This window comes from Acidithiobacillus concretivorus (genome assembly GCF_018853445.1).
In the GTDB taxonomy this organism is placed as follows: Bacteria; Pseudomonadota; Gammaproteobacteria; order Acidithiobacillales; family Acidithiobacillaceae; genus Acidithiobacillus; species Acidithiobacillus concretivorus.
The window spans coordinates 1-24,035 of sequence record NZ_JABELD010000023.1 but is presented as its reverse complement, the minus strand read 5'-3'; the positions used below and the strand labels follow the sequence as shown (position 1 = coordinate 24,035).

The window sequence follows — 24,035 nt, the reverse complement described above, 5'->3', positions numbered from 1 at the left end:
ATAGGCTAGCATTACACCGGTTTACTGGCAATCGAAAGTCCGGTTTCAGATATTCTTACCCATGACGTTCGGTTCCCGTAAAAGCCTGGCGTTATGAGTGCTTTCGCTCAATGACTACGGAACAAAGCATCCCGGCAGCAAGCGGGAAGTCCTTGGGTTTTCTTAAAATCTTGATGTGCACAGGAATGCGGGCAGGTAGTCGCACCCAGTTAAAGCTTGCCCGGACATTGGCCACGAGACGTGCCCCGGTGTGGCTTTCGCGATCAGTAATAGCCGGCGCGATACTCTCCACCAAGCCCGGAAAAGTATGGGCAGAACCCAGCAGGCGCAGATGGGCATGATCTCCCACATGCACCCCCTGAAGCCGGGTTTGTTCAAAATAACCGTCAATCCAATAGCTGCCCGTCTCCACCAAAGCCAGAAGGGGCTTACCGGTTGCTGCGTAATCGCCCACACGCAGACGTAGATGAGAAACAATACCCGCCACTGGAGCCCGCACCTGGGTATGGGCAAGATCATACTGCGCAAGACCAACGCGTGCACGAGCAGCATCCGCTTGCGCCCGGGCTACCCGCACTTGCAGCAGAGCATCGGAGCGAGCCTCAGCCGAGACCACGTCGTCAGGCAAATGCGCCCGGCGTGCAGCCTGCTCCTGCCGCAACGCCAATTGCGCAGTGGCATTCGCCAGTGCGGCCCGCGCATTGACGAGAGCCAGACGATAGCGCTGCGGATCAATACGGAATAATACCATTCCGGCTGCTACTTTTTGATTATCCTTGACATACACATCAATCACTCGACCGCCGACGTCGGCGTTGATTTGGGCAATTTGCGCCTGCACCACCGCATCTCTTGTCCAGGGCTGATCCATGTAGGCCTGCCAAAGCCGCCAACCCAGCCAGGCCGCGAGGAGCACGACCAGGATGGTAACCAAAACCCGCAATACACGTGCAATCATTGATAAACCTCAAGACCCAGCAGTGCAAAAACGCAAATAAACAGGGCCAGACGAAACAGTGCCGGATGCCATACCCATTGATCCAGATCCCAACGTCCGGTCCATTTGTCCACGATCAGATACAAAATGACGCTCAGCCCAAAAATGGGCAAAAGCGTAGGCAGCACAGCACCAAAAAGGACTATTTCAACGGGCATGCTCAGCCTCGCTGGCTACCGAGAAACGCCGGGAAACGCTGGCAATGACATGAACATAAACACGAAACAGGGCATCAGGCGGCAAAATAGGATGTAAAGCCATATCGACGGTTTCTATTGGTAAGTGAGCCGCAGCGTCCATCACCGCGCATAGACTTTTTTCATAATTTGCCGACATGGGTACCTCATATTTTTCGGGAAACGCTTCAAGTAGGGGAGTAACATATTGCGCTTCATAGCGTTGCAAAGGTTGCTCGCCTTCCATTTCTGCTTGTGCATGCAGCAAAATGCGCAACTGCAGGATGCCTTCAGCGAGCTCATTAAGACGCATTACCTCACGCAGAATTTTCAGGTCACCAGCCTGCTGAGGGGACAAATCTGCGGCCAATAAACGCAAATATTCACGACTTTCTGCTTCAAACTGGTTGCGTAAATTGGGTAGTGGAGCCTGCGCCGCAACCCGCACAAGTTCTCGAAAGCGCTGCAGAAGTCGCCGTCGTTCCCAGTTATTACCCACCGGAAAAATGAGATAAAAAGCAATACCCACGATAAATACTGCCAGTAATTGTGCGGTCCCATTATTCAGCAATGCGGCATAGGATATTTCCTGCCCCTCTCCTGGAATGGCAAACAGGGGAAAAAATATACCAAAGCCAGCCGCTGTTCCTGACCACCGGGTACGCGTCAATAACCATGGAGAGATTAACAAAAACGGCAACAGCGCAAGGGCAAGCATGGGAAAACCGGATATTCGGGGTAAAAGCTCCAAACTGAACAGGAGAGCTGCGAGGAAAGCTGTGAGTACGCCGAATCCCATTTGGCGCACCGAAGCCAGTGGATTTGGAAAGGTGGAAAATAACGCGCTGAGGACTACGGCAATAATGACGGCTTCCGGACCAGAAGGCCACGCCGTGTTTAGCCAGAAAAGCGAAACCACCGCAACAACAACCATGCTGCGCAAGGCCGCGCTCAAGGGCTGAGCTATTTCTGTAGGCGGACGATCAAAAGAGGCATGCCAATGTTTCTCTTGTACCCGGGCAATCGCCAGCGGTAAGGGAGGGACCGCTTTGATTGCCTCGGGACAAATCAATTGCCCATAACTGACCATATAGCGCCGGAGTTCGGCCAGAAAGCGGGTCAGTAACAGAATCAGACTATCGAGCGCAAGGCGTTGATCTGCATTCAGATCATCCTCCAAGGCGACTCGCAGTTCGCCCAATTGCCGCTGAATTCTGTTTTGTAGAATCTGTAGCTGGTTTTCTGCTCTGGCAAGCTCACTATTCTGGATTTGTTGTTGTATCTCCTGAAAATCCTGACGCACTGAATCTAGCAAATTTTCGGTTTTGATACGCACCGGCGCGAGGGTATCGCGTTGCAATCTGCGAATATGACTATTGAGCAAATGCAGCGAACCCGAAGCAAACATCATATCGGCAATCATTTGCCGAACGCGCATATTTTTACGGCGTCCACGACTACTCTCAAACAGCGCCCCGGAACGATAACTATCCAACTGCAAAATCTCCTGAATAGCTTCAAGATGCAGCGCAATCCAGTCAGCTCTAGGGACACCTCCCTGCAGTACGCGCAAGGTATTGCGCAAAAAATGCTGCAGGCGCGCTTGCGCCGTCTGCTGCAGCAGATCTTCGAGCGCTTGAGGAAATACAATGGCGCTCATGACCGAGGCCACAATAATCCCAAGCATCACATCACTCAGGCGCGCAACGCCGATATAAAAGGCATGTTCAGGATCCAATGCCGCAGGCAGCCCGACCAGAGCAGCCGTATAGCCAGCTAGTACAAAAGCATAGGCCTGAAAATTACGAAAATAACGCGCTCCAGCAGTGCAAAATCCAACCCAAAGGGCCAAACCGGCAAGAAATCCCAGTCGTTCATCCGGAAATGTCGCTACCAGCAGCAAGGCGACAATACTGCCTGCAATCGTACCAATCGCCCGGTAAAAGCTCTTGGCCAGAACCATCCCGTTACGCGACTGCATCACAATAAACACGGTGATAACGACCGTATCGGGAGAGTCCAGCTGGAATCTATAAGCCAACCAAAGACCAATCAGCGCTGCAGCGGCTGTTTTGACCCAAAAAATCCAGGTTTGCAGATCATGCTGGTAGAAACTCTGCCAATATTGGCGACTGGCAAGATTCAGGGTACTCATGATGGTGAATAGGGTCCCGTCCAGGTTTTTGGAATCACCCTTCCCCCCAGAGCGGCATAGAGCTTGATGAGATTTTGCCGGGCATAAGTATCGAGGCGAATTTGCTGCATCTGATTGTCGATGATCGGCAGTTGCGCCGCTATGACCGGCAGGGCATTACTGAGACCCGCCTGATATCTTTGTTGTTGTAACGCCGCGCTGCGCGACAAGGCCGCTGCGCGCTGCTGTAATATGGATCGCTCCTGACTCGCAGACCGCAATTGCCTCAGACTGAAGGCGACTTGCTGCAAGGCATCTAACAAGCTTTTTTGGTATGCCGCGCGGGCGAGCTGATATTTCGCCTGACTGGCGTCAAAGTGGCCCCGCAGTCGCCCTCCGGTAAACAATGGTAAACTGATGGCTGGCCCCACACCCGCTTGTAAGGAGCCCGGGTGCAAAAAAGTGAACAAGCCGCCGGCCGCTGCCAAACCACCCGCAAAAGCCACCAGATTGATATTGGGATAGTAGGCATCGCGGGCAATATGCACCGCTGCAGCGGCCGCCTTGATGGTTATCAACTGAGCAGCAATATCTGGCCGTTCGGCAATCCATTCAGCCGGAACCGTACCGGGTTGCTGCCAATGGGTCTGCAACAGATTGGGCTGGTAATGACGCAGCACCAAGGGGAGTTGGACACCCACACCGCACAGTGTTGCCAATGCCTGACGATTGCTGTCGTATTTGGCCTTTTGTGCGGCTATTTCCTGCTCCAAACCCGTAAGACGTGCGACACTTGCCAGGCTGAGCAAGGAATCACTGAGGCCATGCTGCTGTCTTTCCTTTTCAATTTTTTCAAGCCGCTGCAAGAGGTGATGCTCGGCCTCTAAACGCTGCAGAATGACTGCACTGGCGTTTATTGCGAGAAGCTGTTGCAACACGGCATTCTCCAGAATTAACCTGGCGGCACGCTGTTGTTGTTCGGCTGCTTGCAAGCGCAAGCGCGCTTCCTTAACCTGCTCTTGCTCCTTGCCCCAAAGATCAAGATGAAAAGAAAAATCCAGCTTTAAAGAATTGTTCCAGGAAGTTTCTCCGGCATAGGGGGGCAAATAAAATTGATTTTTGGTCCAACGACTTACTCCAATCTGGCCGGTGCCCTGGAGCTGTGGTTCGCGCTGTGCTCCTGCTTCGCGTAACGCAGATAGAGCCAAGGCTATTCTGGCTTTCGCGGCAAGCATGTCTGGATTTTTTTCAAGAGCCAGTTGCATGATGTTTTGCTCTGGCTGGTTGAGTAAAGGACGCCACCAGTCCGCAACAGCGGATCCAACTGATTTTTTATGTGTCAAGTCACTGCCAAGCTGTAAATCCTGCAATTGGGTAGGCTTTGCCAGATGAGGCATGGGCGGTGCACAGCCAGCCAGCATGAGCGCTGGCAGCAAGCAACCCAGTAAATGCCAGGATTTCAATCATGTTCTCCCGTAGAAGATTTTGGAGCTTGGCCAGGAACCGGTAATTGTCGGCAGAGCCGATAGACCAAAGTGAAAGTGTATTACAGCATTTGCTGTCTGATCCAGTCCGGCAAAGACTTCCGTGCTTGATCCTCTGCCGGATCCAGCACCAGATTCGCAGATTCTCTTTTAAACCAGGTGTCCTGGCGCTTGGCCAGCTGACGCGTTGCCGCCAGAGCTGCCGCATAAGCCTCTGCCACGGTAAACTCGCCATTCAGGCAGGCAAAATATTGGCGGTAACCCACTGCCCGCATGGCGGGAAGATCGGGGGCGTAGTGGCGTTGCTGTAAAGCCGCCACTTCTTCCAGGAAGCCCTCCTGGAGCATCAAATCCAGTCGTTGCTGAATACGGTTATGCAACCAGGCGCGAGCCGGACGTAACAGAATTTTCAGCAGTGGTCCGGGGAAAGCGCCCTGCCACTGCCGCGATTGACTTAACGGTGCCCCGGTTTGCTGAATAATTTCCAGCGCACGCTGAATACGTTGCTGGTCATGGGGCTGAATGCCTGCAGCCGTGTGCGGATCAAGAGCAGTCAGACGCAAATGTAATGCAGGCCAGCCTTCTTGCGCGGCTTCTTCCAGTAGTTTTCCGCGTATCTGCGGATCGGCAGGGGGCAGCTCGTCAATACCACGTTCCAGCGCCCGAAAGTACAGGCCAGTACCCCCTACCAGCAGGGGGATGCGTTCCCGGGCGCGTGCCCGGGTGATGCAAGCCAGGGCATCTTCCCGAAAAAGTCCGGCGGAATAGGGTTCATCCGGTTCACGAATATCCACCAGAGCATGGGGATATTGCTGCCTTAGTGCGCAATCTGGCTTGGCGCTGCCAATATCAAAATGACGATAAACCAGCAGAGAATCGACGCTGATAATATCTACCGGCAACTGGTTGGCAATATGCATGGCCAGTTCTGTTTTGCCACTCGCCGTAGGCCCCATCAGGAACAGGGCGGGAATCATCGGCCACGCAAAAACAGGCGGTCAAGATCCGCCAGAGAAAATTGCACAACCGTAGGCCGACCGTGATTACACTGTCCAAACCGTGGCGTCGCCTCCAGCTGGCGCAGGAGACTGTTCATTTCATCGAGGTTCAGACGCCGACTGGTCTTGATGGCCGCCCGACAGGCCATTTCAGCCAATACCGGATGACCTTCCACGTCGCCCTGCCCCCACGGTTTTTCCATATCCAGAAGCTCCGCAACCAGTTGCGCAAAATTGCGCGCATCCAATGAACGCAAAGCACCATGAATAGCCAACGTGCCCGGCCCGGCTACGCTGATATCCAGTCCTGCGGCGCGCAATGCCTCCTGCTGATCTTCAAAGCAGGCCATTTGTGCAGCGGTAACATGCACGTATTCTGGAATCACAAATTGTTGTTTATCATCCAGTTGGCAGTCTTTTTTCATCTTTTCGTAAAGGATGCGCTCATGCGCCGCATGTTGATCCACCAGAATCATGCCTTCCTGATTTTGCGCCACAATAAAGCGGGCATGAATTTGCGCTACGGCTTGCCCCAGTGGATATTCCGGCGCCAGAGATTGCTCCTGTGGAGATTGCCCGACATCATTTTCTACTGAACGTGACGTACCGGCCGCAACCATCTGCTCCCAATAAGCCGCTGTCCGGGCCTCGGCGACACCACTCAAGTCCTGTTGGAAGGAGGGTACATAGCCAGAAGACGGACCAGAAGTCGGACGAATACCACCAGCAGCACCGGAATGATCCGCAGTAAGGCCGAGGGGGCGCATTGCTGGCTGTACCGGAACGGATATTTGCGGTTTATCTCCGCCCTGCTCGGCAATAATCCGACGCAGGGTATGAAAAAGGAAATCATGTACCGCGCGACTATCCCGAAAACGGACTTCAGCCTTGGCTGGATGCACATTTACATCCACTTGCCCGGCAGGTATATCCAGATATAAAACAAACAACGGGTGGCGATCCTGAAACAATACATCCTGATAGGCAGCGCGCAAGGCATGGGTCAGCACCGGATCACGCACCGGACGACCATTGACGAAAAAGTATTGCTCGTCGCCCCGGGCACGATTATAGGTAGGCAAGCCCAGCCAGCCCCGCAGCGACATAATCTGATCACTTTGCTCGAGGTACAGCGCATTCGCCAAAAAACCTTCGCCCAAGATGCTTGCGACTCTTGCAGAACGGGCTTCAGCATCGGCGGCCGCAGGGTACTGCACCAGGCTGCGACGATTTTGCAGCAGTTCGAAAGCTATCGGAAAATTGGCCAGGGCTATCTGCCGGAGTACCTTCTGAATACGGGTCAACTCGGCGGCGGCCGAACGCAGAAATTTCCGGCGCGCCGGAACATTATAAAACAGGTCGGCAACCTGCACCGTCGTTCCTGGAGCGCGGGCAGCAGGTTCCGAGGCCAGGACATCACCACCATGCACCTGGAGCCGGGCACCCTGCCCCGCGTCGTGGGTTCTGCTCAGAATTTCCATCCGCGCCACCGAGGCAATAGCTGGCAGTGCTTCACCCCGAAAGCCCATGGTCTGGATAGCCTGCAAATCCTCCCAGCATGACACCTTACTGGTGGCATGACGCTCCAGCGCCAGTGGTAGATCTTCGGGTAACATGCCGGTGCCATTGTCTTCCACACTCAGCAAATCCATACCACCACCCTGTAATTGAATGGTAATCCGGGTAGCCTGTGCATCCAGACTATTTTCCAGCAATTCTTTGAGGATCGAGGCGGGTCTTTCCACCACCTCCCCCGCTGCAATTTGATTGGCGAGGGTAGCGTCCAGGCGGCGCACGCGTGCGGGACCGGTCACTGGCTTGTTCATGTCATGCGCGCCAGAGCAACAGGTAAAGCCTGAACCCAGGCTTCGGCACGCGCATGCTGTGGCGTTGCTGACAAATGATGGCGGGCATCAGGGAGAATATGCAAAAGCAGCGTGAGATCAGCATTTGGCAGATGCCCCTTGCCTTTTTCGGGCCATTCGACCAGCCATAGGGCAGGTGTCCCCAGATAATCACGTATACCGATGTATTCCAGCTCTTCTGGATCATTCAAACGATATAAATCCAGATGATGTGCCAGTCCGGATTTTGTTTCATAGGTTTCGAGCAACGTATAGGTAGGACTTTTGATGGATTGGGTCACGCCCAGTGCCCGCAAAATACCCTGGGCCAGCGTCGTTTTGCCGACTCCCAGGTCGCCTTCCAGATAAATGACCGCCGATGCGGGTAATGTTTGCGCCAAGGCCGCCCCCCAAGACTGGCAAACATCTGCACTGGGAAAGTGCCAATCCATCCGCAAACTCAGGGTTTTAACAGATGCTGGAGAATATCGGAGCGGGTGATAATACCCAACAGCTTTCCATCGGCATCCACAACAGGCAAGGCATGGACTTCCTTACGTAAGAGTTTTTCGGCGACCGCATCGGCATTTTCATCGGGTCTTGCGGTCACAACCTTGGTACTGGCCAACTGGCCGGCAGTAACCGCCGTAACCTTACGCAATTCTTCTTCGTATTCATGCATACCGCCCAACGGAATCAATCCATCAAGAATGGTCAACATGGTGGGCAAATGCACCTCGCGGTTGGCATCAATCAGGTCGCGCTCGCCGATCATGCCAACCAGATGCCCGGAGGCATTGACCACGGGAATGCTGTGATGCCCTGTCTGCAGCAAGATTTTGCCGACATTTTTGACTGAATCATCTTCCTGTACCGTGCTGGCAGCACGCGTCATGATTTCCTGGGCCGTTGTCATTGGGTTCTTCCTTCCGCCATGGCGTCAAATAATGTCTGGAGAATAGTGTCTATTTCCTGCTCTGTCACCGACAGAGGGGGCACAATAGTGAGCAGATCACCTAAGGGGCGACTATAAACACCCATTTCCCGGGCACGCTTGCAGACCATGTATTCGACACGTTCGCCGTAAGGGTAAGCCGTTCCGGTAGCCGGGTCACGCAAGGGTATGGCCGCCATCAAGCCAAATTGCCGGAGATTACCTGCCCAGGGTTGATGGTGAAATACTTCCAGACCGTCGCGCAGTTTTTCGATTTTATTCGGGATTTCGGACAACAAATGGCCTTCAGAAAAAATGTTCAGATTTTCCAGAGCCACTGCACAAGCCAAAGGGTTAGCCGTAAAAGTGTGCCCGTAATAAAACTGTTTGGCTTCGCCAAAGGGTGCCAGAAAAGCCTGATAGATTGCTTCTGAAGTCAGCGTTGCAGCAATGGGTAAATAACCGCCGCTCAGTCCTTTGCCGAGCGCCAGCAAGTCAGGTTCGACCTGTTCTTTTTGGCAGGAGAATAATTGGCCGCTGCGACCAAAGCCAGTGGCCACTTCGTCAACAATAAGCAGAACCTCATGGGTATTACAGAGCTTTTGTGCACCCGACAAGATCCCGGGTGGAAAAGGCAATATCCCGGCTGCACCCTGCACGCCGCCTTCCAGAATCAGAGCAGCAATATGGTCTTTTTCTGCCCGTAAAACGGCTTCCAGAGTATTCAGCCAGAGCCCGGTAGCCTGTGCAGCATCGCCCTGGGATTGCTCCCATTGCAGCACATAGGGGCTGGGCAGCCGGCGCGTCGGGAACAGCAAATTACCATAGACTTCGTGAAACAGCGGAAATCCACCCACTGAAACAGCCCCCACCGTATCGCCGTGATAAGCATTGTCGAGGGTCAAAAAAAGATGCTTTTCCGGACACCCGATGTTGGCCCAGTACTGCGCAGCCATTTTAATAGCCACTTCTACCGCCTCGGAACCATCTTCACTGAAAAAACAATGTTGCAGGGATTCCGGGGTGCACTCAACCAGCTTTTTGGCGAGACGGATAGCCGGTGGATTGCTGGCGCCCAGGGCTGTGGTATGTGCAACCTTTCCCAACTGCTCCAGAAGGGCAGCATCAAGGCGCGGATGGCGATGACCATGGACATTACACCAGAGGCTCGCGACCGCATCCAGGCAACGCGCGCCATCCACATCATACAAATAATGGCCTTCCGCCCTCTCGATAATCCAGGGATCATCGTCACCATAACATTGCATCTGGGTGAAGGGATGCCAAAAATATCGGCGATCCCAGGCTTTCAGCATTTCGGTTTCAGACATGGGTGGCATTCAACTCCTGGATAACAAAAGGTAGTTCTTCGAGAATATTGCTGGCCAGCAGACTTTCTTCTCCCAAACGTCGGGCAGCACGATCTCCGGCGAGGGCATGAATGGCAACCCCTAAAATCAGGGCGTCAGCAGCAGGCAGGCCTTGGGCCAATAATCCCGCCAGCACCCCGGTCAATACATCGCCGCTGCCGCCAGTGGCCATTCCCGGATTGCCCCAGGGACAATAACAGCGCGCTGTTTCACCCAGCATAAGACTGTGCTGCCCCTTCAAAACCCAATGCCCGCCATAGCGGGATTGCAAGGCCCGTATTACCCCTATCCGGTCCAGCTGAACGTCAGGAAGCTGCATTGCCAGCAGTCGGGCCGCCTCACCTGGATGCGGGGTAAACAGCCGCACAGCCCTCGCACTGAGCAACGGCGCACCAAAACGCGCGAGAATATTGAGGGCATCCGCATCCCAAACCTGTGGAATGCGCAAACTGCCAACCTCAGTCAGCATATCATGCGCTGCCAGCCCCTGCCCCAGACCAGGCCCCACGGCGAGTACCGCATTGTCCGGTAAAGCAGAAAAACTTGGAGGCCAGTCCCACCAGGTCGCTTCTGGAAGCGCGGAAGCCAGATAAGGAACTGCGGAAGGATGACCCACGGCTGTCACCAGCCCTGCCCCAACCCGGTAGGCAGCCGCAGCAGCCAAAGCCAGTGCTCCGCCCATTCCTGGTGCGCCACCCAGTACAAAAACATGACCAAAACGACCTTTATGTGCATCAGGAGATCTTTTCGTCAGTTTCGGCAGACTCTCCCGAGTCAATGCAACAAAGTCATCATCCACGTTCAGGCCCTCTCAATATCCTCCTCAGGATACGCGCTGACATGGTGAATACTCAAATCGGGACCGGCATATTCCGCCTCGGCATCCAGGCGAATCCCAATGAAAGCCTTGATGGTGCCGTAAACCACTCCACTACCTGCCAGCGCAATCAAAACGCCCAAACCAGTGCCGAGGAGCTGCGACCAGAAACTGACGCCCCCAGCACCGCCCAGCATTTTCAGGCCGAAAATTCCCACGGCCAAGCCGCCCCAGACACCGCAAACGCCATGCAAAGGCCAGACCCCGAGAACGTCGTCCAGGCGCAGTCGATGTTGTACAAAGGTAAATAAATACACAAAAATAATCCCGGCTATGGCACCAATGGCCAGAGCCCCGATGGGCTGGACCACATCCGATCCGGCACAAATAGCCACCAGCCCTGCCAATGCCCCATTATGCACAAAACCCGGGTCGCCCTTGCCAACGGCCAGAGCGGCGAGCATTCCACCCACCAGGGCCATGAGTGAATTCAGGGCCACCAAACCCTGAACCTGAGCCAATTGCTGGGCGCTCATCACATTAAAACCAAACCAGCCGATGATCAGAATCCAGGAGCCCAAGGCCAGAAAAGGAATATTGGAAGGCGGCATGGCATGCACCGTACCATCCTTACCATAACGCCCCCGGCGCGGTCCCAATAACCACACTGCCATCAGGGCCATCCAGCCACCCATGGCATGAACTACTACCGAACCGGCAAAATCATGAAAAGGCGCACCAAATGTCTGCGTAAACCAGGCCTGAATGCCATAATTGTTATCCCAGACGATGCCTTCATAAAAGGGATAAACCAGACCCACCAGAAAAGCCGTAGCCAGCAATTGTGGGTAAAAACGGGCGCGCTCGGCAATACCCCCGGAAATGATGGCGGGTACGGCTGCCGCAAAGGTCAGCAGGAAGAAAAAGCGCACCATTTCGAAACCATGATCGCCGGCGGTCAGGGTTTGCACATTTCCAAAAAAACTGATGCCGTAAGCAATATGATAACCGATAAAAAAGTACACAATGGTCGAAATGCCAAAGTCACTGAGGATTTTGACCAACGCATTGACCTGACTGCGACGACGCACGGTTCCCAACTCCAGAAAGGCAAAGCCGCCATGCATCGCAAAAACCAGAATGGCACCCATCAGTAAAAAAAATACATTACCGCCCGGAGGCGTCTCTCCCGTAGCCAGCATTCGACTTCTTCCTCTCTCAAATGTTTTGTTTTAACTATTCATCCAGCAGGCGGCGTCCATGCATCGCCCGTCCGAGTGTGCCACGATCTACATATTCCAACTCACCGCCCACCGGAACACCGTGGGCAATACGACTGATGGTAACACCTGCAGGTACCAGTTCTGCCAAAAACTGGGCGGTGGCCTCACCTTCCAAAGTGGGGTTGGTGGCAAATATCACTTCCTGCAGGCCCGTTTCTGCCAAGCGCGCGCTGAGACGATCAAGATGCAAAGCCTCCGGACCAATGCCGTCCAGAGGCGACAAATGGCCCATCAACACAAAAAAATCCCCGCTGAACACGCCCGTATCTTCAATGGCGCGTAAATCGGCGGGTGATTCCACAATGCACAGTTGTGAATGGTCCCGATGCGCGCCCCGACAAACGCCACACAAAGGGGCTTCGCTGAGATTATTGCAGCGCTCACAAAAACGCACGGCACCATGTGCGCGTTCAAATGCAGCGGCCAATTGGGGGAGTAGACTACGTTTGCGCACCAACAGGTCGTAGCAGATGCGCTGCGCAGAACGCGGCCCAATACCGGGAAGGCGCCTTAACAGCGCCTCCAAAGCCTCCATACTCGGAACATCGGCCATATCAGAAAGGCAGATTCATGCCCGGAATGCTCATCCCGCCCGTCACTTCGGACATACGCTCGGCGCTGACTTTTTCGGCATTGCGTACGGCATCATTAATAGCTGCAGCCACCAGGTCTTCGAGCATTTCCTGATCATTATCTGCCAGCAACGAGGGATCAATACGCACCTTGCGCACATCGTGGCGACAGGTCATGGTGACCTCTACCAGATTACCGCCGGCATGCCCCTGGACTTCAATATGGGCCAGTTCTTCCTGGGTTTTTTGCAGGCGATCCTGGAGTTGCTGCGCCTGTTTCATGATATTTCCCAAACCACCTTTCATCATCGACTACCTCCCTGTTGATTCGTTAAAGTCATCAAGGTAATGGATTCTACCTGAGTACCCAGTATTTCCGTAAATTGTTTGATCAGAGGATCATTGGCCACCCTGACCTGTGCTTCTTCCTGTTGCGCAGAGGCCTGAGATTCTGCTTCAGCATATACACTGCGTACGCCGCTTGCCTCGGTTAATTCACCAATACCAAGTTGCGGCGTCTGACCAAAGTGGTCACTGAGCGCTTTCAGAATTCGTGATTTATCCTTGATAATAAAGGGCAGATAGCGAGGTTCCATAAGCAGATCCACCTTTTGCGCATCACACTGCAAGGTCTGACCGTGACGCAACTGCTCTTGCAGCAGCGGTGAAATTGACAATGCGGCAATCAGTTCCTGCCAGGAAAGGCTCATATTACCCGCTTGCGGCGGTATGAAGACATTTTCGCTGTGAACTTCCGGAGCCGATTCACGGACCATATCCGAAAATGTGCCTGATTCTGGAATCAGTTCTGGCAGGACGGATTGAACAGTTTCAACGGCTGTGATCGCAGTTTCTGTAGAGGTTTGAGGGATTGAACCGGGCTTTTTTTCGGGTTCGGGCGACACCGCCGCTGGGGGAATACTCCCCGTAGAGAAACTGAGCACCCGCAAAAACGCCATTTCCAGCGCCATGCGTTGATCTGGATACAGCTGAAAGTCCCGGCGCGCTGACAGCAACAGGGCGTACCAGGACTGCAAAACCAGTGGATTAATTTTATCTCGTAGCTGGCTGATCCGTTCTGCGTCATCTCCTTCTGCAACACCTGGCACAAACTGAGCAAGACTCAGTCGATGAACCCCCTCAATGATCAGGTCCAGTAACCCGGCGGCATCGAGCCCCCGCGCAAGGTGTTCGTTGACCAGCGCAAATACGCGTTGCGCATCTTGGGCAATAAGCGCTGCAATCATCAGCATAACGGTATCGTCGCCACTGCGTCCCAGCATGCTGAGCACACCCTCGCGACGCACTTCGCCACCACCATGGACAATGGCCTGATCCAGAAGACTGAGAGCGTCGCGCAAACTGCCATCGGCGGCTTTGGACAATATGTGCAGTGCGGCATCTTCTGCGGAAATTTTCTCTGCGAGCATGATCTGCTGCAGACGACCCTGAATCTGACCGATTTCCAGCCTGCGTAAGTTGAACTGCAAACAGCGGGATAAAACGGTGACGGGAAGCTTCTGAGGATCGGTAGTTGCCAGCAAAAACTTGACGTGTTCAGGCGGTTCTTCAAGGGTTTTCAGCAGGGCATTGAAACTATGGGTGGACAGCATGTGCACTTCATCAATGAGGTAGATTTTATAGCGCCCAGCGACCGGAGCATATTGGACGTTATCTAGAAGTTCACGGGTTTCATCCACGCGCGTGCGGCTGGCAGCATCCACTTCCAGCAAATCGACAAAATTTCCGGCGCTGATACTCAGACAGGCGCTGCAGGCTCCGCAGGGTTGGCTGCTGATACCTTTTTCGCAGTTCAAACATTTGGCAAGCAACCTCGCCAAAGTGGTTTTACCTACGCCTCGTGTTCCGGTAAACAAAAATGCATGGTGGATTCGGCCAGAGTCCAGGGCATGACGTAAAGCGGCCACAACGGCTTCCTGGCCAACAAAATCTTCAAAATGCTGGGGCCGCCAACGCCGGGCAAGCGCTAAATATCCCGTCATGGGAAAACACAAAATTGGGAGGCGACGCGAATCAGCCACACCCCGGCACCTGGATCGCCGGCTGCCGCTGCTCCCTTCCGGGCCTGACGGGGTTCACCAGCTACCACTGCGAGGGGACCGATTGTTGTCGCCATAGAAAACCTGAAATTGTCCACACAAGGACGAGAACAGACGAAAAGTGCAATACCACTTTTGCACTCACAAGTCGCGAAGGTATCAGAACCCCGATCTGCGATCAATATTGACGACTCAAATCGGCAGGATTTGAATCCGCTTAATCACCATTACGGTGCAGTACTTTTTTGTAACTGATTGGCACGAAACCATAAAGCATCGCCAAAAAGCTGAGGCACCAAGCGGTCAGCGCCAGGAAAAAAGAAGCATGGGCCAGCGGAAACAAAAAAGGCAGATCTAAGCTATGGGCCATGTGGAGCGTTGCAAGACTGTACATTCCTAACGGAAATACCATGGCCCAGTAGGAATCATCATAACGGAGGGGAAACTTTCTAAGGACATAACGCCAGAACCCTAGAATGATCAGCAACGGAATCCACCAGCTTCCACCTGCCCAGTAAAACAGGGTGAATCCCTTTATAAAAGGCAAAAATGGATGCAGATAGGGCGCCGACTCCCCATTAACCACCAGCAACGATCCTGCCAAGGTGGAAATAGCCATGGCGCCCATATTGCTCCAATACGAAGAATGAAGATGCTCGGGTAAAAAATCCAAAAAAATCATTCGATAAAATATCAGCACCATAACCCAGATATATAACATTCCCCCCAATAGCCAGAGACTGAGTGCGATGAAATCAAATTCCGCCCTGGGCATGAAAGAGCAGTGCATATCCAACAGTAAAATCAAAATGGCAATAGATTGTGGAGCGATGATATGCAAGAGCCAGCCGCCCGAAATGCCATCTATCAGTCCAGGTTTATGTTTTTGAATCATGAATCGGGTGAGCAGGCCGTAGTTCAGCGTCAAGTAAAGAATTGCAGCCCATCCCAACAAAAAAACCGCAGGAATCGTTTGGTCTTTAAGAATAACCAGTTGACTACCGAGAACCGCACTGCCAGCCACCATTGTCAGAAAACCGGAGCCTTTTTGGACGTTAACAAAATCGGCGAAAATCTCCGAAGGATAGCGTAAAACACGGCCAATATTCATGATCCATAAAATGCTGTAGAAGGCGATATTAAGCCCGAGTAAAAGGCTTGCGAGGAGCATTAAGTGCAACAGCCCTGCCGAAATGGAAATAACGCCCGTACCCATCACCAGCGTAAAATACGCAGGAGAAAGATGTTTTAGGACTGGATAATGCATGCGGAATTTTGGCACAGACAACAATCAGTGCTCCAATGCTGGAACATCTGAAACCATATAAAATTGACGGAGAGGGCAAAGTCCAAGCCTATGTCCACCAACGTTCAATATTATTCATAATAATATTAATATTCATCATGTTATCAAAATATCTATCCACTAAAGTCCGACGAAATTCGCCATTAGCCATGTCATCGGGTAAGAAAACGGTAAGACAGAAGCGTTTGGCGAAGTATCAATTTATCGGAGGATAACACGATGACGACGACCATTGGAAAACTCATCGTTCGGCAGGTAGATATCCTGCCCGAAGGGTTTCATAGCGATGGTGGCAGCCGCGCCTGGGTCTATCGCTACAAGGAAAAAACGCGTACGTGAAAGCACCCAGATAAGGTCTCACTTGATCCTGCTCGATACGAACGTGATTTCGGAGACGCAGCGCCAGGAGCCTAATGCTTGTGTCATTGACTGGCTCGACGCGCAAGCGCTGTGGAAACGCTCTACCTGTCCGCAATCACGGTAGCCGAGCTGCGTGCGGGTGTCGCGCTGATGCCGGCTGGCAAGCGACGGGTCAGCCTGCATGAGAACCTGGAAAAGCGCCTGCTGCCGATGTTCGCCAATCGGGTGCTGTCGTTCGAGATGGCTTGCACGAAAGCCTATGCCGAGCTGCTGGCCAAGTCCCGCGCTGCCAGCTTGGCCATCGAAACGGCCGATGCCTTCATTGCAGCCGTCGCCCTTGCCAACAGCTTTGCCGTCGCCACCCGTGACACCACCCCTTTTGAGGCTGCCGGGCTGAACGTCATCAATCCATGGGAGGCGGTGTAATAAATCAGGCATCAGTGACTTGCTCTCTGCTGCCAGCCCGGTTTTGATCACGTCCGGGTGCTTGGCTGCGATGCGGAGTAGCGTCATAGCCGCGCCCGAAGGGTTGCGCCGCCCCACAGGACCACCATGAGATGTGATACATGGCCACTCCTGTATTGTGTGGCATACTCAATGTGCTTGTGCCATAATTTTTCCATGACACCATCTCATGAACATGTCGAAGTGATATTAGGCCTGCAAGGACGTCTCGTTATTCCTGCCGTCTTGCGAAAAGATCTGGGTTTGACTCCAGGAACCACCATGGTAGCCCGTATAGAGAACAACCGGCTGATACTGGAAAAGCCGGATGCCATCTGGGCGCGCATTGAAGGGCGTTTTTCTCCTGTCCCATCCACGGTTCACCTTGCAGATGAACTCATCGCTGAACGTCGGGAGATGGCCAAGAAGGAAAGTCAGGTGTGACTGCATCGAAAAATGATCCATCGCAAGGTTTATCCCATCAATGTGTACTGGACGCCTCTGCATTGCTCGCATTACTTCATAACGAGCCTGGCGGGGAGTCTGTGCGCCCTCATGTGCCTGATGCGGTGATTTCCAGTGTCAACTGGGCGGAAGTCGTACAGAAATGTGTGGCCCGCAATGTGCGCGTAGAGGGTTTGCGCGGTGATTTGGAGTCCCTGGGGATGCAAGTATTGCCGTTCAACGCCGACGATGCGGAAGTCAGTGGCAGATTATGGATCGACACCAAGGCATTGGGATTATCCCTGGGTGATCGGGCATGCCTGGCGCTGGGGCAACGCCTACACCTTCCCGTGCTGACGGCTGACCGAGTGTGGGGAAGTCTCCATGTGGATTTTCCTGTCCAGATCATACGGTGAACGACACCAGACGCATGGGGACCGAACAAACAGGGACTTCCAGCAGCTTGAGTCATTTTTTTGATGGGGCATGGCTTCGACTGGCTGGGTATGATCAAAACCCGTCCTGCTCCTGCTTCTCGGCGGAGGGCCCCAGTTCGGACTGGTTTTGTCAGCAAAAACACGCTGGATTACGCCAACTTCAAGGCGGTGCGGGCGGCGACTGGGACGACTACGCGCGGCGCCCGGAACCGGAAGCCCTCCCTGAAAATGCGACCCAGATGCAGGCGATGATGCATCGCCTGAAGACTTAGGCAGGTCGAAGCGTTTACCGTCTGCGCAAACAAACGGTAGAACCAGTCTTAGGTATTATCAAATCCGTGATGGGATTCCGGCAGTTCTCCTTGCGCGGCCTACGTCAGGTGCAAGGAGAATGGAGTCTGGTCTGCCTGGCGTGGAACATAAAACGCATGGCCGTATTGCGTCTGTAGGGCAGAAAAATGCAGATAAACCGCAAAAAACAGGGCAACAATGGCCAAAACCGACTCAAAATGAGCGATTTCAAAAAATTCGGGGCGAAATCTGGCAGTGGTCCGAAGTTAAAACCGACTGGCTGCTAAGCTCTTGATGAGCCCGATACCCAGTGTTTTCAGGTATTGATCCGCCAAATCTGTGCGGGGATAGTGCCAAGGATCCATGGTTACACTTATCCTGTTTTATTTTCTGTATAGATAAAAATAGATAATTCAATGGATGGCCTGCTTGATGACGTCCACGGGATGGGTGCCAGGCCTTCTAAGCTGCCTGTACGGCGGATAACGCTGACTGTGCTATAGTAGTATTATGTTTGACGTATAATGAGGCCCCCATGCACAAGAAAATGACTATCTCCCTGGATGAAGCCGTGTACGACGGCCTGTATCGGACGGTTGGCAGGCGGCACATGAGTCAGTTTATCGAAGACCTGCTCCGGCCGCATGTGCTCGATACCGCCCTGGATGACGGCTATCAAGCGATGGCCGCCGACCAGGAGCGCGAGACGGAAGCGCAGGCATGGTGCAGCGCCCTGCTGGCGGACATGACCGATGAAGCGCGGTGAAGTCTGGTGGGTGGAGTTTGATCCGTCGGTAGGAAGCGAGATCCGTAAGACTCGACCCGCCGTCATCGTCAGTAATGATGCGGCCAACCGGCATCTGGCACGCGTGGTCGTGGTGCCACTCACCAGCAATACTGGCCGCCAATATCCGGGGGAAGCGTTCATTACGCTGTCCGGTAAGCCCGGCAAAGCGATGGCCGATCAGATCATGGCCGCAGACAAAAGTCGTCTGAAAAATCTGGTGGGGCGATTGAGCAAGGCGGATATGACAGCCATCGAAACGGCCATTTTGATTCATCTGGGAATGCCCAGGTGAACGGCCCGAGGTGGGCGACAACTCAGCAAAGACCGAGACTCAACGATTGAGCGGTGTTAGGGGTCTGAAGTCCAATGGAACGAAAACATACGCCAAGGCCATTCGTCTAGCCCCGACGGCTGCTTTAGTTGTCGTGAATGATCCAATGCGCCCTGCATGGAGATAATCCAAGTGGGATCACGCTGAAAAATAACGAACTATCAATTTGAATTGTCTACATTATTTTCATGCTGCTTAATCGTATATGACTTAGCGTATGTTTTCATTCCATTGGACTTCAGACCCCATAACCTGGTTGTGGTGTCATCCTCGGTTATGTAAACTTAAACCCTACATAATAAGGGGGTTTTTACTGACCAATGAACCGGATGGATTTAATGCGCACTTTGTCCGATATGGAACGCCGCAATCTCTTTGTGTTTACGCGGAGAGACATGGAGAAAATGTTTCCAAATGAAACGGACAAGGGTATGGAAAAATCTTTGCAGCGCATGATCAAGGATCAGTTGCTGATCAAGGCTGCACGGGGGGTCTATGTTTACGCGCCCGCGTTAATGCGGAACGGAGGACGGATCATTGAGTCGGTTGCCCGGGCTTTACGACCAGGGAAACTTAGTTATGTATCATTGGAAAGCATGCTCTCTGAATATGGGGTTATTTCCCAGATCCCTGTAAGTCGTCTGACCGTCATGACGACAGGCGCAAGCGGTTTGCATGATACGCCGTTTGGAACCATCGAATTTACGCACACGAAACGCAGTATCCCGGAAGTTCTGGAACGCACCATGGTGGTAGAAGATCGGCCTTTACGAATCGCAAAAAAGCGGGCTGCTGTTCAGGATCTGTACCGGGTTGGTAGAAATATCGACATGATTGACCCGGAAGAACGGGATGATACGGAATGAAACACAAGGATTTTAATCGATATGTCGATATGGCCATGGCGGGACGAGGGCTGGATGCCATGCGTCCGGTCGTCGAAAAAGAGCTACTGCATTACGAGCTATTTAACGCACTCGATTCTGAGGGGCTACTGAAAAATCTGGTTTTCCATGGGGGTACGTCCTTGCGTCTTTGTCGCGGTTCAGATCGGTTTAGAGAGGTGGTGCCGTTAAGGATGAATTATTCCGTTTTGGATGGGGTGAGTCCGACGTTGGTAGTTGCTGAATCCATTCATGAGATTTTGACCGAACCATCCAAACGCTGATTTCTACTGAAAACCGGTCAATCACCAGCGCTGTTTGACACAAACACCATCTGGAACACCTGGATGAGTTCGCCTATCTCTTCAACCGATGCTTTTGGGCGTCTAAGTTGTTATTGGCCCTCTCAATGCCTGTATGGACCAAACACCTGTCCGGCTGGAAGCTGACTAAAGTTAGGAGAAATGTATGAAAAAGAGTTTTGACTGGGTAAGATCACAGGTAAGATAAATTAACTCTAAAAAATATATTTTATTATAAATCATATTGTTATATTATTATTTTGGCGGAGAGGGTGGGATTCGAACCCACGTGGGGCTATTAACCCCCATCCGATTTCGAGTCGGCGCCGTTATGGCCACTTCGGTACCTCTCCGTGGAGGCATACATTAAGCTTTCGTGCAGTATTCGGCAAGTCTTTGTATAAACGGTTTCAGCCACTGCTTGCCGGGACGTTCGGCCTGGCTTACAGGCGCGCTCCATCATTACGGTCTTTGGAGCTGATGAACTGACGCTTGAGAACATGCTCACGCTTCAGTCCCAGCCATAGGGCAATAGGACTGGCCACGAAAATGGAGGAATAAGTACCGACCACAACGCCAATGACCAGGGCGGTGGCAAAACCATGAATCACCGGTCCCCCGAACAAAAACAGGGAGAGGGCCACCATGAAGGTAATGAAGCTGGTGATAACGGTTCTGGACAGGGTTTCATTAATAGCCACGTTAAAAATCTGCGCGACGTCACCACTTCGGGAGGCGCGAAGATCTTCACGCATCCGGTCAAACACCACCACGGTATCATTCAGCGAGTAGCCCATAATCACCAACAAAGCCGCAATGACTGTCAGCGAGAATTCTTCCTGGGTGATGGCAAAAAATCCTACGACCAGAATGGGGTCATGGAGCATGGCTAATACGCCACCCACCGCAAAACGCCATTCAAAACGAAACCCGACATAAATCAAAATACCCAGAGTAACAATAATCAGGGCCATGATGCCTTTATTGCGCAGTTCCTTGCCGACTTCCGGGCCCACGTATTCGGTGCGACGTAATTGCACGTCAGGATAAGCCGCCTGATTTTTCTGGAAAACCTGAAGAATTTTAGTACCGACGGCGCTGCTTTCGCCCGGCTGGGTACGCAGACGAATCAACAGATCACGGTCTCCGCCAAAGGTTTGCACCACCACATTATGAAAACCGGCGGTGGTCAGGGTACCGCGTACCGCGCCTAAATCCGGGGTTTTGCTGAAGGCCAACTCCACCAAAGTACCGCCAGTAAAATCAATGCTGTAGTTTAATCCACGCACGAAAAATACGGCTACTGAGGCAACAATCAGCAAGGCGGATATTCCGAGGAATATCCAGCGCCTCGACATGAAATCCACATGGGTACGGGCTTTGAATAATTCCATGATGCGGCCTCAGATATACAGTTTTTGAATGCGCCGCTTACCGAGGACGCGTTCGATAATACCGCGACTCATCATGGTCGCAGTAAACATGGAGGTAATGACCCCGATAGTCAGCACCAGGGCAAACCCCTTGATGGCACCAGTACCAAACTGGAAGAGCACCAGCGCGGCAATCAACACCGTAATATTGGAGTCCACAATGGTGGCGAAGGCCTTTTTGAACCCGGCATCAATGGCCGCACGGACACTCATGCCGTGACGCAGTTCTTCGCGGATTCGTTCAAACACCAGCACGTTTGCATCGACGGCAAGACCAATTTTCAGAACAATTCCCGCAATACCCGGCAGGGTCAGGGTACCGCCCATCAGGGAAAGCACGGCCAGAATGGCGAGAATATTGACCAGAATGGCCATATCCGCAATCAGACCAAACGCCCGATAGTAAATGGTCATGAAAGCCACTACGAATATCATGCCGAACAGCACCGCCATGACGCCATCATGAATGGAATCCTGCCCCAGGGTCGGGCCAACCGTGCGCTCTTCGGAAATGTGAACCGGCGCAGGTAAGGCACCGGCTCGCAGTTCAATGGCGGCATTGCTGGCCGCTTTGAGATTGGCAAATCCGGTAATCTGGGCTCTGCCGCCCGTGATGGCTTCACGAATCACCGGTGCCGTGACCACCTTGTTATCGAGCAGAATGGCCATGCGCTTGCCGACATTTTTGCTGGTCAGATCGCCAAAAATCCGGGTACCGGCATTATTGAAGCTGACGTTAATAATGGATTCGCCATTATTGTTGTCCACGCCAGCACTGGCATTGCTGAGGTAACGACCGGTCAGCACCGTATCGGTATACAACACATAGGGAGAATTATGCAGACCATAATACAGGGCGGTCCCCGGCGGTAGTTGACCCTTGAGGGCATCCGCCATGTTGGCCTGATCATCCACCATCTTGAATTCCAACTGGGCCGTAGAACCAATGATGGATTTGGCGCGCTGAGTATCCTGAACACCGGGAAGCTGCACGGCAATATGCTCAACGCCCTGGCGCTGAATCACCGGCTCGGAGACGCCCAGTTCATCAATACGGTTACGAATTACCACAATGGCCTGCTGCAAGGCATCGTCTTTCATTTTTTTGGCGGCGTCGGGCGTGATGGTGACGTCGATGATGCCCTTGGGTTGTACGGTGACGGCATAATCGGGGTATTGCCGGGCAATCACTTTTTGCGCTTCCACAGCCAAAGCCGGACTGGCCATTTCGATGGCCAGAGCATCGGGCCCGGTAGTATTCACGGCCAGATATTGCAGATCTTTATGGCGCAGAAAAGTGCGCAGGTTACCACTATCCTGTTCCAAAGCGTGCTTGATGACCGCGTCGGTATCCACGCGCAAGAGCAAATAGACGCCGCCGCGCAAATCCAGTCCGAGGTTTACGGGCTTACCCCCCAAGGATTTCAGCCAGTCGGGTTCGGCGGACATTTGCGACAAAATCACCTGGGCGTTGGCAGGAAGCTTATTTTGCAACAAAGTTTCGGCCAGTCCCTGAGCATTATCGTCGGGGAAAAAGAATGTGCTGCCCTGGGCATCACTACGGACGCTGCGCACCGGAATTTTGGCGTCCTGGAGCCAGCCTTGCAGGGTCGTTACGGGCGGAATGATCGTTCCGATCGGGGCGCGGACTTCCACGGCAGCATGCCAACCGTAAAAATTGGGCAGTGCATAAAGCAGCGCAGGTATGACAACCAGGAGAATGATCAGGTACTTCCACCACGGATAACGGGTCATGAACAGGCCTTAAAGTTTTTTCAGAGTCCCTTTGGGAAGCAACAAGGTGACCGCCGCCTTTTGAACTTTTACGGTAACCCCTTCAGCGACTTCAATATGTAAGTATTCATCGCCCAGTTGCATGACGCGTCCGGCGAGGCCGCCAACGGTAACCACTTCATCCCCCTTGGAGATGGAAGCCATGAGCTGGCGCTGTTCCTTGGATTTTCGCATCTGCGGACGAATCATCATAAAATAGATAATGGCCCCGAAGACCAGAATATAGACAATCATGATCAGTCCAGAGTCTGAACCACCACCGGCTGCAGTTCCGGCATAGGCATTGGCAATTGGTGAAAAACTCATTATCCACTCCTGATCAGGTTTGAGGGCGCTCATTGTAGCCTTTAGGCGTCAATGAGGGAACTCGCGGTACGACGTTGATAAAATTCCTTTCGGAAGGCCTCCAGGCGGCCCTGAATAATGGCCTCGCGCAGCCCCGCCATGAGCTCCTGATAGTAATGGAGGTTATGTTGGGTATTCAGGCGCGCCCCCAATATTTCATGGCTACGCTGCAGGTGCCGCAAATAAGCCCGGCTGTAATTGCGGCAGG

The 24,035-nt window shown here is 53.0% G+C and carries 29 protein-coding genes, 1 tRNA gene, 1 other RNA gene and 1 pseudogene; 10 read left to right on the top strand and 22 right to left on the bottom strand.

The window, feature by feature from the left end:
- Positions 1 to 91: 91 nt before the first annotated feature.
- The 16 genes from HJG40_RS03645 to HJG40_RS03570 all read right to left on the bottom strand — a co-directional run bounded on the left by HJG40_RS03645 (position 92) and on the right by HJG40_RS03570 (position 15,951).
- Complete coding sequence (locus tag HJG40_RS03645; RefSeq protein ID WP_215862937.1) at positions 92 to 958, bottom strand: efflux RND transporter periplasmic adaptor subunit; 867 nt, start codon at positions 956 to 958, stop codon at positions 92 to 94.
- A complete protein-coding gene (locus tag HJG40_RS03640) occupies positions 955 to 1,155 on the bottom strand; it encodes a DUF1656 domain-containing protein (RefSeq protein WP_215862936.1) in 201 nt (66 codons plus the stop codon). Before HJG40_RS03640 ends, HJG40_RS03645 begins: the two co-directional genes overlap by 4 nt.
- A complete protein-coding gene (locus HJG40_RS03635; RefSeq protein WP_215862935.1) occupies positions 1,145 to 3,328 on the bottom strand; it encodes an FUSC family protein in 2,184 nt (727 codons plus the stop codon). Before HJG40_RS03635 ends, HJG40_RS03640 begins: the two co-directional genes overlap by 11 nt.
- Positions 3,325 to 4,770, bottom strand: a complete 1,446-nt coding sequence (locus HJG40_RS03630) for an efflux transporter outer membrane subunit (protein ID WP_215862934.1) — start codon at positions 4,768 to 4,770, stop codon at positions 3,325 to 3,327. Before HJG40_RS03630 ends, HJG40_RS03635 begins: the two co-directional genes overlap by 4 nt.
- Before the next feature lie 83 nt (positions 4,771 to 4,853).
- Positions 4,854 to 5,768, bottom strand: a complete 915-nt coding sequence (miaA, locus tag HJG40_RS03625; protein WP_215862933.1) for a tRNA (adenosine(37)-N6)-dimethylallyltransferase MiaA — start codon at positions 5,766 to 5,768, stop codon at positions 4,854 to 4,856.
- Positions 5,765 to 7,615 carry a DNA mismatch repair endonuclease MutL gene (mutL, locus tag HJG40_RS03620; protein ID WP_215862932.1) on the bottom strand — a complete coding sequence of 617 codons (1,851 nt, stop codon included), beginning with the start codon at positions 7,613 to 7,615 and terminating at the stop codon, positions 5,765 to 5,767. The genes miaA and mutL overlap by 4 nt, the downstream gene beginning before the upstream one ends.
- A complete protein-coding gene (gene tsaE / locus HJG40_RS03615) occupies positions 7,612 to 8,085 on the bottom strand; it encodes a tRNA (adenosine(37)-N6)-threonylcarbamoyltransferase complex ATPase subunit type 1 TsaE (RefSeq protein ID WP_215862931.1) in 474 nt (157 codons plus the stop codon). Before tsaE ends, mutL begins: the two co-directional genes overlap by 4 nt.
- A gap of 8 nt (positions 8,086 to 8,093) precedes the next feature.
- A complete protein-coding gene (locus HJG40_RS03610) occupies positions 8,094 to 8,549 on the bottom strand; it encodes a CBS domain-containing protein (RefSeq protein WP_215862930.1) in 456 nt (151 codons plus the stop codon).
- Positions 8,546 to 9,898 carry an adenosylmethionine--8-amino-7-oxononanoate transaminase gene (gene bioA, locus HJG40_RS03605; RefSeq protein WP_215862929.1) on the bottom strand — a complete coding sequence of 451 codons (1,353 nt, stop codon included), beginning with the start codon at positions 9,896 to 9,898 and terminating at the stop codon, positions 8,546 to 8,548. The genes HJG40_RS03610 and bioA overlap by 4 nt, the downstream gene beginning before the upstream one ends.
- Complete coding sequence (locus tag HJG40_RS03600; protein ID WP_215862928.1) at positions 9,891 to 10,736, bottom strand: NAD(P)H-hydrate dehydratase; 846 nt, start codon at positions 10,734 to 10,736, stop codon at positions 9,891 to 9,893. Before HJG40_RS03600 ends, bioA begins: the two co-directional genes overlap by 8 nt.
- A 2-nt stretch (positions 10,737 to 10,738) precedes the next feature.
- Entirely contained in the window at positions 10,739 to 11,956 is a 1,218-nt protein-coding gene (locus HJG40_RS03595; protein WP_215862927.1) for an ammonium transporter, read from the bottom strand.
- Positions 11,957 to 11,990: 34 nt separating this feature from the next.
- Entirely contained in the window at positions 11,991 to 12,590 is a 600-nt protein-coding gene (gene recR / locus HJG40_RS03590; RefSeq protein WP_215862926.1) for a recombination mediator RecR, read from the bottom strand.
- Position 12,591: 1 nt separating this feature from the next.
- On the bottom strand, positions 12,592 to 12,918 hold the full coding sequence (locus tag HJG40_RS03585) for a YbaB/EbfC family nucleoid-associated protein (RefSeq protein WP_215862925.1): 327 nt from the start codon (positions 12,916 to 12,918) through the stop codon (positions 12,592 to 12,594).
- On the bottom strand, positions 12,915 to 14,612 hold the full coding sequence (gene dnaX, locus HJG40_RS03580) for a DNA polymerase III subunit gamma/tau (RefSeq protein ID WP_215862924.1): 1,698 nt from the start codon (positions 14,610 to 14,612) through the stop codon (positions 12,915 to 12,917). Before dnaX ends, HJG40_RS03585 begins: the two co-directional genes overlap by 4 nt.
- A 26-nt stretch (positions 14,613 to 14,638) precedes the next feature.
- Positions 14,639 to 14,735, bottom strand: an RNA gene (gene ffs, locus HJG40_RS03575) — signal recognition particle sRNA small type.
- 151 nt (positions 14,736 to 14,886) lie between these two features.
- On the bottom strand, positions 14,887 to 15,951 hold the full coding sequence (locus HJG40_RS03570) for a tellurite resistance/C4-dicarboxylate transporter family protein (RefSeq protein WP_368355871.1): 1,065 nt from the start codon (positions 15,949 to 15,951) through the stop codon (positions 14,887 to 14,889).
- A 474-nt stretch (positions 15,952 to 16,425) separates the two neighbouring features.
- On the opposite strand from HJG40_RS03570, the gene HJG40_RS03565 reads away from it, so the two are divergent.
- A complete protein-coding gene (locus tag HJG40_RS03565) occupies positions 16,426 to 16,761 on the top strand; it encodes a PIN domain-containing protein (protein WP_368355870.1) in 336 nt (111 codons plus the stop codon).
- Between the two features lie 4 nt (positions 16,762 to 16,765).
- Here HJG40_RS03565 and HJG40_RS03560 read toward each other — a convergent pair whose 3' ends face one another.
- A complete protein-coding gene (locus HJG40_RS03560; protein WP_215862922.1) occupies positions 16,766 to 16,903 on the bottom strand; it encodes a hypothetical protein in 138 nt (45 codons plus the stop codon).
- A gap of 53 nt (positions 16,904 to 16,956) precedes the next feature.
- Here HJG40_RS03560 and HJG40_RS03555 point away from each other — a divergent pair, with 53 nt between their 5' ends.
- The 9 genes and pseudogenes from HJG40_RS03555 to HJG40_RS03515 all read left to right on the top strand — a co-directional run bounded on the left by HJG40_RS03555 (position 16,957) and on the right by HJG40_RS03515 (position 20,237).
- Positions 16,957 to 17,223, top strand: a complete 267-nt coding sequence (locus HJG40_RS03555; protein ID WP_215862921.1) for an AbrB/MazE/SpoVT family DNA-binding domain-containing protein — start codon at positions 16,957 to 16,959, stop codon at positions 17,221 to 17,223.
- Positions 17,220 to 17,639: a type II toxin-antitoxin system VapC family toxin gene (locus HJG40_RS03550; protein ID WP_215862920.1), complete on the top strand. Its 420-nt coding sequence runs from the start codon at positions 17,220 to 17,222 to the stop codon at positions 17,637 to 17,639. The genes HJG40_RS03555 and HJG40_RS03550 overlap by 4 nt, the downstream gene beginning before the upstream one ends.
- Complete coding sequence (locus HJG40_RS03545) at positions 17,636 to 17,932, top strand: hypothetical protein (protein WP_215862957.1); 297 nt, start codon at positions 17,636 to 17,638, stop codon at positions 17,930 to 17,932. The genes HJG40_RS03550 and HJG40_RS03545 overlap by 4 nt, the downstream gene beginning before the upstream one ends.
- A pseudogene (locus tag HJG40_RS03540) lies at positions 17,933 to 18,109 on the top strand (transposase); the annotation flags it as partial.
- Positions 18,052 to 18,246 (top strand): hypothetical protein, encoded by a 195-nt coding sequence (locus HJG40_RS03535; RefSeq protein ID WP_215862956.1) that lies wholly within the window; start codon positions 18,052 to 18,054, stop codon positions 18,244 to 18,246. The pseudogene HJG40_RS03540 and the gene HJG40_RS03535, both read left to right, overlap by 58 nt.
- Positions 18,247 to 18,486: 240 nt before the next feature.
- Positions 18,487 to 18,717 (top strand): DUF8778 family protein, encoded by a 231-nt coding sequence (locus tag HJG40_RS03530; RefSeq protein WP_215862919.1) that lies wholly within the window; start codon positions 18,487 to 18,489, stop codon positions 18,715 to 18,717.
- Positions 18,704 to 19,030: a type II toxin-antitoxin system PemK/MazF family toxin gene (locus tag HJG40_RS03525; RefSeq protein ID WP_215862918.1), complete on the top strand. Its 327-nt coding sequence runs from the start codon at positions 18,704 to 18,706 to the stop codon at positions 19,028 to 19,030. The genes HJG40_RS03530 and HJG40_RS03525 overlap by 14 nt, the downstream gene beginning before the upstream one ends.
- 359 nt (positions 19,031 to 19,389) lie before the next feature.
- A complete protein-coding gene (gene abiEi, locus HJG40_RS03520; RefSeq protein WP_438263555.1) occupies positions 19,390 to 19,935 on the top strand; it encodes a type IV toxin-antitoxin system AbiEi family antitoxin in 546 nt (181 codons plus the stop codon).
- Positions 19,932 to 20,237 carry a hypothetical protein gene (locus tag HJG40_RS03515; protein WP_215862916.1) on the top strand — a complete coding sequence of 102 codons (306 nt, stop codon included), beginning with the start codon at positions 19,932 to 19,934 and terminating at the stop codon, positions 20,235 to 20,237. Before abiEi ends, HJG40_RS03515 begins: the two co-directional genes overlap by 4 nt.
- A 279-nt stretch (positions 20,238 to 20,516) precedes the next feature.
- On the opposite strand, the gene HJG40_RS03510 is transcribed toward HJG40_RS03515, so the two are convergent.
- From HJG40_RS03510 to HJG40_RS03490, 5 genes are all read right to left on the bottom strand, one after another.
- Positions 20,517 to 20,608 (bottom strand) — tRNA-Ser (locus tag HJG40_RS03510).
- A 90-nt stretch (positions 20,609 to 20,698) separates the two neighbouring features.
- Positions 20,699 to 21,649 carry a protein translocase subunit SecF gene (gene secF / locus HJG40_RS03505; RefSeq protein WP_215862915.1) on the bottom strand — a complete coding sequence of 317 codons (951 nt, stop codon included), beginning with the start codon at positions 21,647 to 21,649 and terminating at the stop codon, positions 20,699 to 20,701.
- 9 nt (positions 21,650 to 21,658) lie between these two features.
- A complete protein-coding gene (gene secD / locus HJG40_RS03500) occupies positions 21,659 to 23,443 on the bottom strand; it encodes a protein translocase subunit SecD (RefSeq protein WP_215862914.1) in 1,785 nt (594 codons plus the stop codon).
- A gap of 9 nt (positions 23,444 to 23,452) precedes the next feature.
- Entirely contained in the window at positions 23,453 to 23,788 is a 336-nt protein-coding gene (yajC, locus tag HJG40_RS03495) for a preprotein translocase subunit YajC (protein ID WP_010642072.1), read from the bottom strand.
- Positions 23,789 to 23,829: 41 nt separating this feature from the next.
- Positions 23,830 to 24,035: tRNA-guanine transglycosylase (locus HJG40_RS03490; protein ID WP_215862913.1), on the bottom strand; the 206-nt coding region annotated here is incomplete at its 5' end.